Source organism: Rhizorhabdus histidinilytica, from assembly GCF_900167915.1.
GTDB classification, from domain to species: domain Bacteria; phylum Pseudomonadota; class Alphaproteobacteria; order Sphingomonadales; family Sphingomonadaceae; genus Rhizorhabdus; species Rhizorhabdus histidinilytica.
Window position 1 is genome coordinate 156,313 of the sequence record NZ_FUYM01000011.1, and the last position, 17,099, is coordinate 173,411.

A 17,099-nucleotide genomic window follows, 5' to 3' on the forward strand; every position below is an offset into this window, starting at 1 on the left:
CGAAAAAAGGGCGCCGGATCACGGCGCCCCCTTTCCATCGGTTGGAAGCCGGCCGGCTGTTGGCTCCGGCCGGCTCCCGTCCCCCGTTCTCAGAAGCTGACCTTGAGATCGAGGCCGAAGCGCCGCGGCGGCGCATAGCTGTTGATCGCGAAGCCCAGCGCACCGAAGTCGATGCCCGAGATGATGTTGTGGCGGTTGGTGATGTTGTCGACATAGAAGGACAGGTCGACCGTGGTCGCGCCGAGCGAGATGTCGGTCAGGCCGATCCGCCCGTCGAGCCGCTTGTTCGCGCCCGACCGGATGTTCCGGTAGAAGACGTTCCCCGAGAACTGGTTCGCGTGGAAGAAGCGGTTGCTCATATAGGAATAGGCGAGCCGGGCCAGCGGTCGGCCGAAGCCGACGTCGTCGCCTTCATACTGGATGCTCGCATTGGCCGTCCATTTCGGCACATAGGGGAATTCGCTCTGGTCGGCGGCGTTGAAGAAGGTGCCGGGCACCGCCGGATTGGGAGCGATGAACACCTTGTACTTGGGATCGACGTAGCCGAGGCTGCTCGACAGGGTCAGGCCCTTCACCGGCACCGCCTGCAATTCGCCCTCGAAGCCCTTGAACGTCGCCTTCGCGTTGGAGGTGAAGCCGCCGCTGTTGCCGACCGCGGTGGTGACGAACTGGGTCACCTGCAGGTTGCTGTAGTCGGTGTGGAACACCGCGGCGTTCCAGCGCAGCCGCCGGTCGAAGAACTCGGTCTTGATGCCGGCTTCAACCGTCTTCGCCTTCTCGGGCAGGAAGACGAAGTTCTGCGTCGCCGAGGCGCGGGTGTTGAACCCGCCCGAGCGATAGCCGGTGCCGTAGCGGGCATAGGTCATCACGCGATCGGTGAACTGGTAGGAAACGATCGCGTTGAACGAGGTGTTGTTGAAGGTGTTCTTGCCGTTGCGGATGCTCGGCAGAGTCTGGCTCACCTCCTTCTTGTCCTTGGTGTAGCGGACACCGGCGGTCAGCTCGAGCTTGTCGTCGAGCGCGGCCGGGCGATAGCTCGCCTGGCCGAAGGCCGCATAGGACTTCGCCTTGAAACCGAATTGCAGCACCGATGCGGTGTTCGACGCCAGGGTCGGCGAGATGACGAAGGTCGAATTGGACGGGTTGGTCGTCGACCCGTCCTCCTTGAAGTAATAGAGGCCCGCGACATATTTGAATTGGCCGGTGTCGCCGAGCACCTGGAATTCCTGCGAAACCTGGTCGGTCTCCTCGACCTTCTTGAGGCTCAGGAACGGATAGACTTCCTTGATGCCGGTCGTGGTCGGGCCGAACACGCCGGGCGGGCCGTAATAGGTGCCCAGCGGATTGGCGCGATAGGAACGGAAGCCGGTGATCGACTTGAAGTTCAACGCGTCCGACACATGATATTCGAGGGTCAGGCCATGGCCCCAGATCTTGACCTTCTGCTGCCCGGCGATGGCGAGGTTGAGCGACTTCTTGTAGGACTCGCTGACGTTGCTCAGGAACAGGCCGCCATTGGTGGCGTTGGTGTAATAGCCGCGGACGTTGTTCGAGATGAAGCGCGGCTGCTGCGCCAGCGGCAGGCCCCTCAGGTCGTTCCAGTCGAAGATGTAGGTGGCGCTGAAATCGCCCCATTCGCCCTTCACCTTCGCCCATACCGCATCGCTGTTGAGGCTGCCCGGCGTCGTCGCCCGGCTCGACGAGAAGGGGTTCTTGGTGAAGCCGGCATGCTCCATATGCTGGTAGGACAGCGTCGCCGCGATCCCGGTATTGCCGAGCTTGCCGGTGTCGAAGCGGGCGGCCGCCTGCCGCTCGCGATAATTGGCGACGCCCAGCTTGATCGCGCCGCCCATCTCCTCCGACGGGTCCTTGGTGGTCATGCTGATCGCGCCGCCGGTGGTGTTGCGGCCAAACAGCGTGCCCTGCGGGCCGCGCAGCACTTCGACCCGCTGCAGGTCGACCAGCGCGAAGTTCGCCGCGTTGCTGCGGCCGACATAGATGCCGTCGATGTAGATGCCGACCGGCGAGTCGACCGTCAGCAGCGGCTCCTGCGTGCCGATGCCGCGGATGAAGGCGGTGTTGCCGCCCAGGAAGCCCGACTGCTGCTGGATCGAGACGTTCGGGACCATCGTCGTGATCCGGTCGATCTGGGTGACGTTGGCGCGCGCGAGCATCTTTTCGGACACCGCCGACACCGACACCGGCGTGGTCTGCAGATTTTCCGCCTGGCGGCGGGCGGTCACGACGATCTCCTCGAGGCCCTGGCGCTGCTCGTCCGCCTGGTCGGGGACGGTCTGCGCCGAGGCGCCGTTTGCCAAGGCCGTCAGTGAAACGCCGGCCAGGATGGTCAACACCGTTTTGCGTGTCATTCCTCTACCCCTCTCCCAAACATCACTCTATTTTGTTCACCAAGTGATTGCTTGTTATTCAAAACGAGTCAAGACGTTCGCTGATATCAACTGAAAAAAGCCTTATCGTTTCGGAATATCATGCACATAGAGCGACCGCTTGGTTATGGTGGCGGCATTGCGCAGGATTCCGCGTTCAGGCCGAACCCTGGCCGGCGCGATAGGCCGGTATGACATGCTCGCCGATCAGCCGGATCGTTTCCATGATGTCGGCGTGGGCAATTCCGCCCATCTGGAAAAGGAACAATATTTCGTCGGCGCCGGCCTCGGCGAGGCGGCGGACGTGGCGCAGGCAGTCCTGGGGATCGCCATAGGCGTCGTCGGCGACGTCGTGGATCGTCTCACGCGGGGACGACTCGATCCGCTCCTCGGAGATGTATGCGACGACATTGGCCTTGCGCTCGGCCAGCGCGGCGGCGTTCTCGTCGGCCGACAGGTCCTCGGCGCTCGGGCGCGGGCCGCCCTGGTACCAGTGGGCGAGCGATTCGACGAAGAAGCGCTGCCCGCGCAGCCCGACCCGGCGGGCGCGCTCGCGATCCTCCAGCACGATCGTCGGGCACAAGGCGGCGAGGTGCTCGATCGGGCGGAAGCCGACCTGCCTGGCCGGATCGCGCCCTGCATAGGCCTCGCGATAGACGGCGCTCTTGCGCGCGACCTCGGCCGGGCCGCTGAAGGCGAGGACCAGCGCGCCGATGCCGCGCTCGCCGGCGGTCAGCAGGGCGTCGTCCTTGGTGCAGGCCATGTAGATCGGCGGGTGCGGCGTCTGCCACGGCTTGGGATGGATCTCGCGCGGGGGGATCTTCACATAGGTGCCGTCGTGCGAGACGACCTCCTCGGTCATGATCCTGGGGATCAGGTACATCGACTCGGTGATCATCGGCGGCAGGTCGGCCAGCTCATAGCCGAAGGTCCCCGCCTCCTGCTGGGTGCCGCCCTTGCCCATGCCGAAATGGACGCGCCCCTTCGACAATATGTCGAGGGTCGCGATCCGTTCGGCGACCTTGACCGGGTGGTTCATCGCCGGCGGCAGGCAGACGACGCCATGGCCGATGCCGAGCCGCGTCGTCCGCCCCGCCAGATAAGCGAGGAAGGTCTCGGGTGCGGACATATGCGCATATTGGGTGAGCGCGGTATGCTCGACCGCCCACACCGTGTCGAAGCCGAGCCGTTCGGCGAGCAATGCCTGCTCGACGATCTCGTGGAAGACGCGCGCCTCGTTCTCGCGCGACGTGTCCACCATCTGGGCTTCGTAGATGATCGAGAATTTCATGGCCTGCTTCCTGCCTGTCCGGGTTCGCGGGCCTTGTCGGCGCACCGCGGCCGCCGCGCCTCGTCCAGTTGGACGAGGTCGCCCCTGAACCGTTCATCCTGAGAGTCTGACTCAAAAGTCCCCGCTCGCCCTGAGGAAGCATTGAGCCTGGTCGAAATGCTGTCTCGAAGGGGCGTTCGAGGCTGGAAATATCCTTCGAGACGGGCCTTCGCCAGGCTCAGTCCTCCTCAGGATGAGCGGTAAGGGGTGTTCCGGTCAGACTCTCAGGATGAGCGGATGGGGGTGCGTCCAATCAAAGGCGGGATGCTCTGGCTTTGCGATCGACGGCGGCCGGCCGCTCGGCGGGGACCAGCGTCTGGACGAGGGCGAGCAGCTCGGCCTGCCGGGTCGTGCCGGTCTTGGCGAAGATCGCGCGGAGATGCGCGCGTGCCGTGTTGTAGGTGATGCCGAGCCGCGAGGCGGCCTCGCGCAGCGTCTCGCCATTGGCCATCGCGGCGGTGACCGACGCTTCGGCGAAGGTGAGCGGCAGGGGGCCGCGCAGCGTCGCCGCGTCGAAGCGCGACCGGCGCGCCGGATCGCGCACCCGCAGCAGCAGCAGCTCGCGGTCCGACGTCCAGACCGGCATCGCCGGCCGGATCGGGCGCACCGCGACGGCGATCGGCACGTCGTCGCCGGCCGGATCGACCAGCAGGGTGCAACCGGCTTCGTCGCCATGGCCGGGCGCCGCGTCGAGATAGGCGCCGAGCTGCCGGTCTGCCGCCGGGGTCGCCAGGCGCAGCCGGGTGTTGGACGTGCTCAGCCCCGCCCGGCGCGCGATCAGCTCGTCGGCGATGCCGTCGCTGACCATGATCCGGCGGTCGCGGTCGATCACTAGCGTGCCCTGTCCGCTCGCCGCCAGCGCGTCGCGCAGGATCGCGCATTCGGCGTCCCGGCGCATCGTCAGCGCCAGGCCCCTGAGCGCGATCGCCAGGTGCGGCACCATCGCCTCCATCCGCCCCCGCTCGCGCCTGCCGAAATCGGGCAGGCCGAGCAGCCGCGCGACCCTGACCCGCGCGACCAGGCCGGGGGCGGGGGTCATGTCGACGCCCAATATCTGATTGCCGACCGTTTCCGACAGATAAGCGCGGATGGCGCGGACCTCGCCCGCCGATCGTCGGCTCAGGAACTCGCCGAACGACACCACCCGTGTCTGCGGCAGTCCGACGAAGGGGTCGGTCGCGAAATGGCGGTCGACATAGAGCGCGGCGCGATGCCGGTCGCTGCCCGGCGACAGGATCTCGCGCGGGCGGTCCTCGCCAACGCGGGTCAGCAGCAGCACCGCGCGGCTCGCCCCCATATGGTCGGCGAAGGCGAGCAGGAATCGGTTCCATGCGGCGACGTCGGCCACGCCGGCATACAGCGCCTCGAGCAGCCTCGCGGGCGGCGTCTCGTCGCGTGTGGCCATGGCTCTCCCCTTCCGGTGGCTCGGCTGATTCGGTCAGGCTATCAAGCGAATGTCCGGGTGGCAACCGGCCGCGGCCTGTGGCGGTGATACTTGGGATATTATCCCGAATATCGTCTGGCGATGTTGACAACCAAGCGATCGCTTAGCAAAGCGAGGGGCAGAGGAGAGAGCCATGACGACTACGTTCGACAAGCGAATGTCGATCGATGACATCATCGCCAGCCTGTCCGATGGGATGACCATCGGCATTGGCGGCTGGGCGACCCGGCGCAAGCCGATGGCGCTGGTCCGGGCGCTGGCCCGGTCGAAGCTGAAGGACCTGACCGTGGTGTCCTATGGCGGACCCGACGTCGGCGTGCTCGCTGCCGCCGGCAAGATCGCGAAGCTCGCCTTCGCCTTCGTCTCGCTCGATCACATCCCGATCGAGCCACATTTCAAGAAGGCGCGCCAGGCGGGCCTGAAGGTGTGGGAGATGGACGAAGGCATGCTCCACTGGGGCCTGCGCGCCGCCGCGATGCACCTTCCCTTCCTGCCGACCCGCTGTGGCATGGCGACCTCGGTCGCCGAGCATCCGGGCCTTCGCACGATCCGCAGTCCTTATGCGGACGGGGAGGAGCTGATCGCGATGCCGGCGCTCCGGCTCGACGCCGCGCTGCTTCACGTCCACCGCTCGGACGAGCGGGGCAACGCGCTGATCCTGTCGCCGGATCCCTTCTTCGACGAGCTGATGGCGCGCGCCGCCGACCGGGTGTTCCTGAGCGCCGAGCGCATCGTCCCGACCGAGGAGCTGGGCCTGCCCGGCAACGCCCGTTTCCACCCTTTCGAGCGCGCGGTCGTCACCGGCGTCGCGGAGGCGCCGTTCGGCGCGCACCCGACCAGCGCCGCCCCCGATTACGAGATCGATATGAAGCATCTTCGCCATTATGTCGCGTCGGCCGAGAGCGACGACGCGTGGAACGCCTATCGCGCCGCCCATGTCGACGTTGACCAGGCCGCCTATGTCGCATCGGTCGGCGGCGCCGACGCGATCCTTGCCGCGCCCAGGCCGGTGTACTGACCATGGCCCGGCATACGCTCACCGAACTGATCATCGCCCGCGCCGCCAAGGCCTGGGCCGACGATCCCGAATGGCTGGCCACCGGCATCACCCCCGTGCCGCGCCTCGCGGCCGGCCTCGCCAAGACGCTCTACAATCCGCGCCTGATGATCACCGACGGCGAGAACTGGTTCGCGCGCGATCCGGTGCCGCTCGGCCCGCGCGACGGCTTCGAGCCGGTGATCGAGGGCTGGGCGCCCTATCTGCGCACCTTCGACAATCTGTGGAACGGCCGCCGCCACGCGATGGTCGCCCCGGTGCAGATCGACCGCTACGGCCAGACCAACATCAGCGTGATCGGCGACCATGACCAACCGAAGGCGGCGCTGCTCGGCGCACGCGGCTTCCCCGGCAATTCGATCCACCATCCGAACAGCTTCTTCTTCCCCGCGCACAACAAGCGGGCCTTCGTCGAGGGTGAGGTCGATTATGTCTGCATGGCGGGCTATAATCCGGCGCGCTGGCCGGGCGGGCGCAAGCCGTTCAGGCTTGAGCTGCGGCTGATCCTCACCAATTTGTGCGTGATGGACTTCGGTGGGCCAGGCCATGCGATCCGGCTGGTCTCGCTCCACCCGGGCGTGAGCTTCGAGGAGGTGCAGGACAATACCGGCTTCCCGATCCACCGCGACGGTGGAGGGACGCCCGAGACGCCGGCCCCGACCGACGAGGAACTGGCGGTGATCGCCCGGCTCGATCCGCACGACGTCCGCGCCACGATCATCAAGGGGAATCCGCCCGGCCGGCCCGAATGGGGGTGAGGCCTTTATCGGCAACCATCATGCTGAACTCGTTTCAGCATCCACCGGGAGGCACTCTCCGGACCGGGCGGTTCCTGCGACGACCATGTCGCACAACGCCTGCCCCGCTCGACCGACTTGGTGGATGCTGAAACAAGTTCAGCATGACGGGCTTACCCGATCATCGCCGCGCGGACGGCGGCGAGGCTGACCTTCAGTGAGGGGGTGCGTGGCAGTTCGTCGGCGACGGCGATCCGCACCGGGATATGGGTCGAGGGCAGCCGCTCGCGCAGATGGGCGAGCAGCACCGCCTCGTCGGCATCCGCGCCGCCGTGCAGCTCGACCATCGCGGCGGGGACGGCCCCCAGCCGCGCGTCGGGCAGGCCGACCACCGCCGCGTCCCGGACCGCGCGGTGCTCGCGCAGCGCGTCGGCGACGCGCTCGGGCATGATCTTGAAGCCGCCGCGCATGATCGCGCCGTCGTGCCGGCCGAGATGATAGACATAGCCGTCGGCGTCGATGCGGATCAGGTCGGTGGTCGCCACCCAGTCGGGCCGGATCGCCGGACAGCGGACCTGCATCAGCCCCTCGCGCCCGTCCTCGACCGGCGATCCGTCGTCGGGATCGATCACGCGCAGCTCCACGCCGGGCATCGGCAGGCCGACGCTGCCGCGCTTGGCGTCGCCGACCGCGCGGCGCATCTCGGGGGTCCAGCGGACGATCGTGCCGCAGAATTCGGTTGCGCCCAGCCCCCAGTGGATCGGGATGCCGTAATGGCGCTCGAACCGCTCCTGAATGTCGGGATCGAGCGGTGCCGATCCGCCGTAGATCGCGGTGACGCTCGCCAGGTGCGCGCGCGGGATGTCGGCGTCGAGCGTCATGCGGATCGCCGCCGGGGGCAGGCCCAGCATCGGCGGCCGGTGGCGGCGCACAGCGTCGGCCAGCGCCTCGGCCGAGAATTTCTCGATCAGGACGAGCGGGGCGCCCTGCGCGCCGCTTGCCGCGAGCAGGCTCAGCCCGCCGATCCCGCTCAGCGGCCAGACGTTGATCTGCGGCGGGGGGCCGTCGGCGCCCTCGCCCTCGGGCGCGCTGTCGACCGCGCGCTGGAGGACGTGGAGCGGCAGCGGCAGCCGCTTGGGCGGGCCGGTGGTGCCGCTCGACAATATCTCGATCACGCCATCATCGGCCGCCCCGGCGATGATCGCGCACTCCAGCCCGTCGACCGGCGCCGGCAGGAAAGGCTCCTCGGCCAGCGCGATGCCCGCGCAGCCGATGCGGGCGCAGCTCGCCGCGATCGGCGGCCAGTCCTCGGCATCGGCGATCAGCGCGGCGGCGCCGAGCCGCTCGATCTCGGCGGACAGCGCGGCGGCGGGCAGGAAGGGGTGGACCAGGCTGATCGATCGCCGCGCCGCCACCAGCGCGAGCATCGCCGCCGCGTGCGAGGCGCGGTTGCGCGCGACCAGGCCGATCCGCGCGCCGGGGGCGACGCCGGCCGCCGCCAGCAGCGTATCGAGCCGGTCCGCGAAGCGGCCGACCTCCCGCCAGCTTATCCAGCGACCGCGGAACTCGATTGCCGTGCGCTCGCCGAGTTCGCGGAAGGACCGCCGGATGCGATCGGCCACGTCCATCGTCTCAGTCCCGTCGCCCTTCGAGCAAGCCTTGCAGGTTGCTGCTCATGATCTGCCGTTTCTGCGCCATGTCGAACCCGGCCAGTTCCTCGACATAGTCGAGCGGCTCCGCGGTGCCTTCGGGGTGCGGCCAGTCGCTGCCGAACAGGATGCGCGATATGTCCATGTGCCGCGCCAGCTCGCCGACGTCGTCCTCGACGAAGGGCGCGACGAAGATGTGGCGGTGGAACGCCTCGACCGGATCGCGGCCGAAGGCCTGCGGCATCTGGCCATGGACATAGCGCAGCGTCTCGATCAGCGGGCGGACCCAGGCGGCGCCGTTCTCGATGCAGGCGATCCGCACATCCGGATGCCGGTCGAACACGCCGCCGCAGATCAGCGCGGCGACCGTGTCGGCGATCGCCCGGTCGATGATGCGCAGGCAGTTGACCAGGGGATTGGGCTCGAACGGCAGCCATTCGGCGCCGCCGGTCCACATCGTGATCAGCGTGTCGTAATTGGTGTCGGCGGCGTGGATCGCGACGAAGATCCGCGCCTCCGCGATCCGTGCCCAGAAGGGGTCGAATTCGGGCAGGCCCATCGACCGCGACCCGCGATAGCCGGGCACCGGCGCCGGCCGGATGCAGACGCAGCGCGCACCCTGCGCCAGCAGCCAGTCGAGCTCGGCCAGCGCCCGGTCCATGTCGGCGAGCGAGATGATCGGCACGCCGAACATCCGCCCGTGCCGCGCGAAGCCCCATTCCTCGCTGGTCCACAGGTTGAGCGCGTGGAGCGCGTCGTGGAGCAGGCCATGGTCGTAGGCCATGCGGTTCTCGATCGCCGAGAACAGCGTTGGGAAGAACAGCGCGGCATGGACGCCGTGGCGGTCCATCACCGCCAGCCTCTTCTCGCCGCGCCGAAATTCGTCGGGCGGGGCGATCGCCTTGCCCTGGATCTCGCGCAGCGAGCGGCCCTCGCGGTTGCGGGCGCGGTAGAAGTCGAGATGCGCGCCCGGCGCCGCCACCCGCTCGAAGGTCGGGTTGGGGATATATTGGGAGATCCTGCCGCCGATGGCGAGCTTCTTGCGCCCGTCGACCGTGACGAACTGGATCTGGTCGCGCCATTTGGCCGGCAGGTGGCGCAGGATCGCATCTTCGGGTTCGTAGAAATGATTGTCCGCGTCATAGACGGGGAAGGGCAGGGTGTCGGTCATCGTCCACGCTCGTCTGGGGAAATCGTAACCATGCTGGCGGCCGGCGGGCGCTTGCGGCAAGCCGTGCGGCGGCTTTTCCGAAGGCGCGGAAAGGCGCCGATCACCAGCCCCGGAACGCCGGCGGGCGCCGCTCGACGAAGGCGAGCGCGGCCTCGCGGCCGTCATGCGACAGGCTGGCGCGGGCGTTGCCGGGTGCTTCGGCGGCAATGCTTTCCTCGAAGGCCAGCGTCTCGGCGGCGGCGAGGTTGCGTTTGATCGCGGCATAGACGCCGGTCGGCCCCTGCGCGAGCCGCCGGGCGAGCGCGGTCGCCTCGGTATCGAGCGCGTCGTCGGCGACGACCCGGGTGACGAGGCCGATCGCCAGCGCCTGCGTGGCATCGATCTTCTCGTCGAGCAGGAACAGCTCGCGCGCCCGCGCCGCGCCGAGCAACCGGGTGAGCAGATAGGCGCCGCCCGGATCGCCGCAGCGCCCGGCGCTGGCGAAGGCGAGCTTGAAGACGGCGCTGTCGGCAGCGATGCGCAGGTCGCAGGCGGCGGCGAGCAGCAATCCGCTGCCGGCCGCCGGACCGCGCACCGCCGCGACGGTCGGCTTGCCCATGTGGCGGAGCAGCGTCAGCGCGCGCGAATCGCGCAGCATGATCGCCGCGACCGTGTCGGGACGGAGATCGTCGCCGGGCTTGTCGTCGCCGCCCAGATCATGGCCCGCGCAGAAGCCGCGTCCCGCGCCGGCGAGCAGCAGGCAGCGGACGGCGGGGTCGATCGCGGCATCATCGAGCGCGGCGATCAGTTCGGCGAGCAGCGCCGGGGTCAGCGCGTTGAGCCGCTCGGGCCGGTCGAGCGTCAGTGTCCGCACGCCGTCCGCGTCGGCGATGCGCAGCATCAGTCCTTGCCCTTCATGCCGGGCAGGTCGGTCAGCACGAACTGGCCGCTTTGCGCATAGGCCGACGCATGGCCGAGCTGGTGGATGTCGAAGCAGCTTTGCAGCGCGGCGGCCTGTCCCTGGATGTCGAGCGTCTGGTTGACCGCGCGCTTGGCCATGGCGAGCGCGTGGGGGTGCATCCGGGCGATCTCGGCGGCGAGCGCGCGGGCGGCGTCGTCGAGCTCGGCGCGGGGCACCACCCGGTTGACCATGCCGCGACGCTCGGCCTCATGCGCGTCGATCGGCCGGGCGGTGAACAGCATCTCCTTCGCCTTGCGCGCGCCCAGTTCCCAGGTGTGGCCGTGATATTCGACCCCGCCGATCCCCATCAGCACCACCGGATCGGAGAAGCGGGCATCGTCGGCGGCGACGATCAGGTCGCACGGCCATGCGAGCAGCAGCCCGCCGGCGATGCACGCGCCCTGCACCGCCGCGATCGACGGCTTGGGGATGTCGCGCCAGCGCCGCGAGAAGCCGAGATAGTGGCGCGCCTCCCATTGATGGATGCCAAGCAGGCCGTGCGTCGGGATCGAGGCGGCGATCCGCTGGAAGGGGCCCTTGGCGACCTCCTCCGGGCCGATGTCGTGGCCGGCCGAGAAATGGGGACCCTCGGCGCGCAGCAGGATCACGCGCACCGCATCGTCCGCCGCCGCCCGTTCCCAGGCGTCGTTGAGTTCCTCCAGCAATTGCTGGTTCTGCGCGTTGCGCCGGTCGGGCCGGTCGAGCGTGATCGTCGCGATCCGGTCGGCGACGGCGTAGCCGATGAAATCTGCCATATGTCCTCCAGCCGCCATCGATGCGCCGGCTGGGTGATGACCGCATGGGAGAAGCGGCGGCTTCCGACGGGCTGGAAGCGATGCGGCGCGGTTTGACAGCCCGCCGCTGCCGCCGCGAAGCCCGATGCATGAATCTCGACCTCACCGATCAGCAGCGGCTGGTGCGCGATGCTGCCGAACGCTTCTTCGCGGCCGAATGCCCCGCCGATGTCGTGCGCGCCGCCGAACGCGATGCCTTTTCGCCCGACCTCTGGGCCAAGGCGGTCGCGGCCGGTTTCGTCGCGATGCGCGCGTCCGAGGCGGCGGGCGGTGCCGATGCCGATCTGTTGGAGGCGGCCTTGCTCTGCGAGCAGGCGGGGCGCCGGCTGGCGCCGATCCCGCTCGTCGATGCTCTCGCTGCCGCGCGGCTGCTTGGTGAGGTGGGCGGCGACGTAACGGAACTGCACGAGGGACCGTTGCTGCTCGGTGCGGGCGCGGGGCGGCGGATCGTCGCAACCGGCGGCAAGCTGGCGATCGTGGCGCCCGACGGTTCGGCCGCGTCGCTGGCGTCGGGCCCGGCGGCGCTCGACCGTCACGCGGCGGCGCTGGCCGAGCGCGACCTGCTGTCGGCGGCCTGGCTGGTCGGCGCGGCGCAGGAGGCGGTGGCGATGGCGGCGGCCTATGCCGCGCAGCGCCGCCAGTTCGGCAAGCCGATCGGCGCCTTCCAGGCGGTCGCGCACCCGCTCGCCAACGCCGCGACCGATCTCGACGCGGGGCGGCTGCTGGTGTGGCGCGCGATCTGGGCGATCGCCGCCGGGCGCGACGATGCCGGCGCATCGATCGCGATGGCGCGCTGGTGGGCGGCGACGGCGGCGCGGCGCGCGGCGCGGACGGCGCTGCGCAGCTTCGGCGGCTATGGCCTGTCGCTCGAATCCGACATCCAGCTCTATTTCACCGCGATCAACCGCGCGGCGCTGATCGACGGCGATCCCGACGCGGCGCTCGCCGAGGTCGGCGACCGGCTCTGGGCGGGGGAAGCGACGGCGCTCCCCGAGACGCGCGATCCGGGTATCGACTTCGGCTTCGGCGCGGCGGCCGAGCGCTTCGCCAACGAGGCTCGGCGCTTCTTCGAGGCCGAGCTGACCGACCAGCTGCGCGCGACCGCGCATCATTCGACTGACGGCCACGACCCCGGCTTCCACCGCAAGCTGGCGGCGGCGGGGCTCGCCTATCCCGACTGGCCGCGCCGCTGGGGCGGGGCGGAGCGCAGCCCCTATGAGGTGTCGGCGCTCGCCCGCGTGTTCGAGGAATATCGCTGGACCCGCGTGCCGATCGGCATCACCAACATGGGTGCACGAATGGTGATGCAGTTCGGATCACCTGAATTGCAGAAGGAGGTGCTGCCGCGCCTTGCCGAGGGGGCCGCGCTCTCCTGTCTCGGTTTCAGCGAGCCGGATTCGGGATCGGACATCTATGCGGCCCGTACCCGCGCGGTGCGCGACGGCGATGACTGGATCATCGACGGGCAGAAGATGTTCACCACCGGCGCACATATCGCCGACTATGTGCTGCTGCTCGCGCGCACCGATGCGTCGCAGCCCAAGCATCGCGGGCTGACGATCTTCTTCGTGCCGCTGATGCTGCCCGGCGTGTCGATCCGGCCGGTCCACACGCTGCAGGACGAGCGCACCAACATCAGCTTCTACGACCAGGTCCGCGTGCCCGATCGCTACCGGCTTGGGCCCGTCGACGGCGGCATGGCGGTAATGGCGGCGGCGATGGCGATCGAGCATGGCGGGGAAGGCTATCACGTCCTCCAGCACAGCCTGCTCGACGCCGCGTTGCGCTGGGCCCGGACAGCGGACGCGGGCGGGTGCGCGCCGATCGACGATCGCGCCGTCCGCACCCGGATCGCACGCGTGGCGACGCATGTCGAACTGGCCGACCTGCTCTGCCGCCGCGCCACCTGGGCCACGGCGACCGCACGGTCGAGCCGCGCGACGGGACCGATGGCGAAGCTCTTCGCGACCGAGAGCTACATGGCCGACACCGCCGACCTGATGGCGCTGGCGGCGCCCGCCTCGCTCGACCCCGCAACCCCGGCATTGGTCGAGATCGAGGAGAAGCACCGCCAGGCGATCGGCCAGACCATCTATGGCGGCACCAGCGAGATCCACCGCACCATCATCGCCGAACAGGCACTCGGCCTGCCGCGGGCGGGGTAACTACTCCCCGCGCTTCTTCACCACTTCGAGAAACGTCCGCGACGCTGAGACGGAGGCTGGCCAGGAAGCGTAGAAGGCGAGATGCAGCAACGCCTCGCCCATCTCCTCCCGCGTCACGCCGTTGTCGAGCGCGAGGCCGATATGCGCCTCCAGCTGCTGGTGCCGGTTCGCGGTCATCAGTGCGGCGACGGTCAGCAGCGACCGGTCCCGCTTCGACAGGCCCTCACGCTCCCACACCTCCTCATAGAGGATGCGGTCGGTCATCTCGACGAAGGCGGGGGCGAGCGCGGCGAGCTCGTCCCCCTTGGCGCCGCTCGGCCGCTTCACGAGGCGTCCCGGTTGTAGTGACCGTGGCCGGGCTTGAAGGTCTTCTCGTCGAGGAACTGGGTCATGCCCTGGGCGCGGCCCTTCTCGACGTCGACGAAGGTGGTCTGGTCGCCCTTGGCGGTGAGATATTCCGCCGCCAGCTCCCAGTTCATCTCGCGGGCATATTTGTAGGCCATGCGCGCCTGGCGCAGCACGGTCGGGTTCTTCTCGGCGAGGATCAGCGCCAGCTCGCGGGTGCGTTCGCGCAGCCGGTCGGCCGGAACCGCCTCGTTGACCAGGCCGAGCTCCTTGGCGCGCCTGCCGTCGAACTTCTCGCCGGTCATGACGTAGTAGAGCGCCTCGCGGTCGCCCATCAGCGTCGAGATCGCCTTGGAGACGACGCCGCCCGGGATGATCCCCCAGTTGATCTCCGACAGGCCGAACACCGCGGCCTCGTCGGCGATGGCGAGGTCGCAGCAGATCAGCGGGGTGAAGGCGCCGCCGAAGCACCAGCCGTTGACCATCGCGATGGTCGGCTTGGCGTAGTACATCAAGGTCCGCCACTGCCAGGCGCGGGTCTCGCGATAGGCGCGGTGCCGCTCGACGTCGGAGATGGCGTCGGTGGCGCGAAAGAAGTCCTTCAGGTCCATGCCGGCGGAGAAGGCGTCGCCGCTGCCGGTCAGCACGATCACCTTGCAGCGGTCGTCGATTTCGAGCGCGTCGAGCACCGCGTTCATCTCGCGCGCCAGCCCGACGCTCATAGCATTGCGCTTGTCGGGGCGGTTGAGGTGGACCCAGGCGATCCCCTCGTCGAATTTCACGAGGACGTCGTTTCCGCCGGGGACGGGCTTCTCTTCTGCGGTGGGTGCGGTCATGGTCGCCATCTCTTCCTCTCTCGTCTGGTCAGCTTTGCGGGGTGCCGGTGACCAGCAGGGCGTCGAGCGCGACCGCGCCTTCGCCGGCTGCGTGGACCATCAGCGGGTTGATATCGATCTCCTCGATGCCGATTCCGGCGCGCATCGCGGCGCCGAGCCGGACCACCACATCGGCGACGGCGTCGACGTCGCGCGCCGGCCGGCCGCGAAAGGTGTCGAGCAGCTTCGCGCCGCGCATCGTCCGGATGCGGTCGACGGCGCGGGCATGGCCGATGTCGGCGGGGAGCAATATGGTGGCGTCGAGCGCCTCGGTCAGTACGCCCCCCAGGCCGACCAGGATCGACGGCCCCCACTCGGCGTGGTGGCGGGCGCCGACGATCATCTCCAGCCCCGGCGCCGACATCTGCTCGACCAGCACGCCGTCGAGCCGGACGCCGCCGACATTGGCGATCAGCCGGGTCCACCCGGCGCGCAGCACGGCCTCGTCGGCGAGGTTCAGGATGACGCCGCCCATGTCGCTCTTGTGCGACAGCGCGGCCGCCTGCGCCTTGAGCACGACCGGGAAGCCGATCCTCGCCGCGATCTCCAGCGCCTGCTCGACGGTCACGGCAAGGCCACCCTCGGGCACGCGCACGCCGATCCGGCGGAGGAAATCCTTGCCGAGATATTCGGGCTTCACGCCCGGCGCGGCCCAGCCGTCGAGGCCGGTCGCGGCCGGGGTCCGATCATTGGCGGCGGCGAGCGCATCGGCATAGCGGCCGACCGCGGCGAAGGCGCGCATCGCGCGCTCGGGAGAGCGGAACAGCGGCGTCTCGCTCTCGCGCATCGCCGCGACGAATTCGGGATCGAGCGGGGCTTCGTCGCCGATGATGGCCATCGCCACCGGCTTGGCCGCGCCGACCGCCTCGGGGATCACCGCCTCGGCCTTGGCACGCTGCTGCGGCGGGGCGCCGCCGGCCAGCGCCAGCAACACGCCGCCCACCGCCGGATCGGCCAGCATCGCCGCGGTCGAGGCGCCGAAGATCGCGCCGCTGACGAAGCCGGTCGTGCCGACGTCCAGCGGATTGTCGATCTCCATCCCCTCGGGCAGCGCGGTGGCGATCCGTGTGCGGGTGGCGGCGGAGATGTCGGCCAGGTCGAGGCCGATATCCTCGGCGAAGTCGAAGCCCATGCCCCGGATCGCGCCGGAATTGGTGACGATCGCGAGGCGACCCTGCGGCGGCTCGGGGAAGCGGTGGAGCATCGCCACCGTGTCGAGCATCTCGTCCATCGTCGCGACGGTGACGACGGCTTCGTTCTCGACCGCGCTCTTCATCAACGCATAGTCGCCGACCATCGCGCCGGTGTGCGACTGCGCCGCCGCCTGGCCGCGCCGGCTCCGTCCCGGATGGAGCAGCACGACGGGAATGCGCGCGGCACGCGCGCGGCGCGCCGCGGCGAGGAAGGCGGCGGGTTCGCGGATCTGTTCGGCATAGAGCGCGATCGCCGAGGCGGAGCGGCCGGCGACGATCACGTCGATCAGATCGCTCGCCGTCACCACCGCCTCGTTGCCGGTCGCGACCGACATCGACACCGAAACGCCGCGCCCCTGCATCGCGGCTCGCATCCCCGAAGCGGTCGCGCCGCTCTGCGCGACCACGGCCACCGTGCGCGTGCGGAGCGCGGCGACGGGCTGCATCGGTTCGAAGCTCAGCGCGATGCCCGCGGCATAGTTGACGAAGCCCAGGCAGTTGGGCCCGAGCAATGCGAGCCCGGCCTCGCGGCAGCGGCGCGCGATCGCCTGCTGTTCCTGCCGGCCTTCCTCGCCCGCCTCGGCGAAGCCCGAGGCGAAGACGATCACGCCGCCGACCCCGCGCCGCGCGCAGGCCTCGACCGCCGGCAGGATGGCCGCGCGCGGCACGTTGAGCACGACCGCGTCGACGCCCTCGGGCAGGTCGTCGCAGGATTTCAGGCAGGGCCGCCCGTCGATCGCATCGCGGGTCGGGCTGATCAGGTGGACCGGCCCGGTAAAACCGAATCGCACGACATTGGCGAGCACGGCGCCGCCCATCGTCTTCGCATCGGGCGAGGCGCCGGCAATGGCGATCGAGCGGGGAGCGAGCATGCGGGCCAGGCCCGATGCGACGGTCGACGCAATCTGCCCGTCCTCAATCGGCCGGGTCAGCACCGCGGCACCGCCCTCGACATCGCTCTTCTCGGCATGCGGCAAAGCTCTTCTCCCCTGGCCGACGGTACGGCGCTGCG

Annotated in this window: 13 protein-coding genes; 3 read left to right on the forward strand and 10 right to left on the reverse strand. The window is 69.4% G+C overall.

Features of this window, described 5'->3' with window-relative positions:
- Window positions 1-89: 89 nt before the first annotated feature.
- The 3 genes from B5X82_RS21140 to B5X82_RS21150 form a co-directional block, all read right to left on the reverse strand.
- Window positions 90-2,369, reverse strand: coding sequence for a TonB-dependent receptor (locus B5X82_RS21140; protein WP_079650156.1), 2,280 nt, complete (start codon window positions 2,367-2,369; stop codon window positions 90-92).
- Window positions 2,370-2,544: 175 nt separating this feature from the next.
- Window positions 2,545-3,678, reverse strand: a complete 1,134-nt coding sequence (locus B5X82_RS21145) for an LLM class flavin-dependent oxidoreductase (protein ID WP_079650157.1) — start codon at window positions 3,676-3,678, stop codon at window positions 2,545-2,547.
- Window positions 3,679-3,970: 292 nt separating this feature from the next.
- On the reverse strand, window positions 3,971-5,122 hold the full coding sequence (locus B5X82_RS21150) for a helix-turn-helix transcriptional regulator (protein ID WP_079650158.1): 1,152 nt from the start codon (window positions 5,120-5,122) through the stop codon (window positions 3,971-3,973).
- 172 nt (window positions 5,123-5,294) lie between these two features.
- Here B5X82_RS21150 and B5X82_RS21155 point away from each other — a divergent pair, with 172 nt between their 5' ends.
- Window positions 5,295-6,179 carry a CoA transferase subunit A gene (locus B5X82_RS21155; protein WP_079650159.1) on the forward strand — a complete coding sequence of 295 codons (885 nt, stop codon included), beginning with the start codon at window positions 5,295-5,297 and terminating at the stop codon, window positions 6,177-6,179.
- A gap of 2 nt (window positions 6,180-6,181) precedes the next feature.
- Entirely contained in the window at window positions 6,182-6,976 is a 795-nt protein-coding gene (locus B5X82_RS21160) for a CoA-transferase subunit beta (RefSeq protein ID WP_079650160.1), read from the forward strand.
- A 152-nt stretch (window positions 6,977-7,128) separates the two neighbouring features.
- On the opposite strand, the gene B5X82_RS21165 is transcribed toward B5X82_RS21160, so the two are convergent.
- The 4 genes from B5X82_RS21165 to B5X82_RS21180 all read right to left on the reverse strand — a co-directional run bounded on the left by B5X82_RS21165 (window position 7,129) and on the right by B5X82_RS21180 (window position 11,470).
- Complete coding sequence (locus tag B5X82_RS21165) at window positions 7,129-8,583, reverse strand: class I adenylate-forming enzyme family protein (RefSeq protein ID WP_079650161.1); 1,455 nt, start codon at window positions 8,581-8,583, stop codon at window positions 7,129-7,131.
- 4 nt (window positions 8,584-8,587) lie between these two features.
- Complete coding sequence (locus B5X82_RS21170) at window positions 8,588-9,775, reverse strand: amidohydrolase family protein (RefSeq protein WP_079650162.1); 1,188 nt, start codon at window positions 9,773-9,775, stop codon at window positions 8,588-8,590.
- 100 nt (window positions 9,776-9,875) lie between these two features.
- Window positions 9,876-10,655, reverse strand: coding sequence for an enoyl-CoA hydratase-related protein (locus B5X82_RS21175; RefSeq protein ID WP_079650163.1), 780 nt, complete (start codon window positions 10,653-10,655; stop codon window positions 9,876-9,878).
- Window positions 10,655-11,470, reverse strand: coding sequence for an enoyl-CoA hydratase (locus B5X82_RS21180; protein ID WP_223811197.1), 816 nt, complete (start codon window positions 11,468-11,470; stop codon window positions 10,655-10,657). Before B5X82_RS21180 ends, B5X82_RS21175 begins: the two co-directional genes overlap by 1 nt.
- A 128-nt stretch (window positions 11,471-11,598) precedes the next feature.
- On the opposite strand from B5X82_RS21180, the gene B5X82_RS21185 reads away from it, so the two are divergent.
- Window positions 11,599-13,674 carry an acyl-CoA dehydrogenase gene (locus tag B5X82_RS21185; RefSeq protein ID WP_079650212.1) on the forward strand — a complete coding sequence of 692 codons (2,076 nt, stop codon included), beginning with the start codon at window positions 11,599-11,601 and terminating at the stop codon, window positions 13,672-13,674.
- Here B5X82_RS21185 and B5X82_RS21190 read toward each other — a convergent pair whose 3' ends face one another.
- The 3 genes from B5X82_RS21190 to B5X82_RS21200 are packed head-to-tail and all read right to left on the reverse strand — an operon-like array spanning window position 13,675 to window position 17,064.
- Window positions 13,675-14,001: a carboxymuconolactone decarboxylase family protein gene (locus B5X82_RS21190; protein ID WP_209046646.1), complete on the reverse strand. Its 327-nt coding sequence runs from the start codon at window positions 13,999-14,001 to the stop codon at window positions 13,675-13,677. It lies immediately after the preceding gene.
- A complete protein-coding gene (locus B5X82_RS21195; protein WP_079650214.1) occupies window positions 13,998-14,855 on the reverse strand; it encodes a p-hydroxycinnamoyl CoA hydratase/lyase in 858 nt (285 codons plus the stop codon). The genes B5X82_RS21190 and B5X82_RS21195 overlap by 4 nt, the downstream gene beginning before the upstream one ends.
- A 28-nt stretch (window positions 14,856-14,883) precedes the next feature.
- Entirely contained in the window at window positions 14,884-17,064 is a 2,181-nt protein-coding gene (locus B5X82_RS21200) for an acetate--CoA ligase family protein (protein WP_209046644.1), read from the reverse strand.
- Between the last annotated feature and the right edge of the window lie 35 nt (window positions 17,065-17,099).

Bases quoted from the DNA above. Each gene is read 5' to 3' on its own strand.
- B5X82_RS21140 (WP_079650156.1), bottom strand. From the start codon at position 2,369: ATGACACGCAAAACGGTGTTGACCATCCTGGCCGGCGTTTCACTGACG.
- B5X82_RS21145 (WP_079650157.1), bottom strand. From the start codon at position 3,678: ATGAAATTCTCGATCATCTACGAAGCCCAGATGGTGGACACGTCGCGC.
- B5X82_RS21150 (WP_079650158.1), bottom strand. From the start codon at position 5,122: ATGGCCACACGCGACGAGACGCCGCCCGCGAGGCTGCTCGAGGCGCTG.
- B5X82_RS21155 (WP_079650159.1), top strand. From the start codon at position 5,295: ATGACGACTACGTTCGACAAGCGAATGTCGATCGATGACATCATCGCC.
- B5X82_RS21160 (WP_079650160.1), top strand. From the start codon at position 6,182: ATGGCCCGGCATACGCTCACCGAACTGATCATCGCCCGCGCCGCCAAG.
- B5X82_RS21165 (WP_079650161.1), bottom strand. From the start codon at position 8,583: ATGGACGTGGCCGATCGCATCCGGCGGTCCTTCCGCGAACTCGGCGAG.
- B5X82_RS21170 (WP_079650162.1), bottom strand. From the start codon at position 9,775: ATGACCGACACCCTGCCCTTCCCCGTCTATGACGCGGACAATCATTTC.
- B5X82_RS21175 (WP_079650163.1), bottom strand. From the start codon at position 10,655: ATGCTGCGCATCGCCGACGCGGACGGCGTGCGGACACTGACGCTCGAC.
- B5X82_RS21180 (WP_223811197.1), bottom strand. From the start codon at position 11,470: ATGGCAGATTTCATCGGCTACGCCGTCGCCGACCGGATCGCGACGATC.
- B5X82_RS21185 (WP_079650212.1), top strand. From the start codon at position 11,599: ATGAATCTCGACCTCACCGATCAGCAGCGGCTGGTGCGCGATGCTGCC.
- B5X82_RS21195 (WP_079650214.1), bottom strand. From the start codon at position 14,855: ATGACCGCACCCACCGCAGAAGAGAAGCCCGTCCCCGGCGGAAACGAC.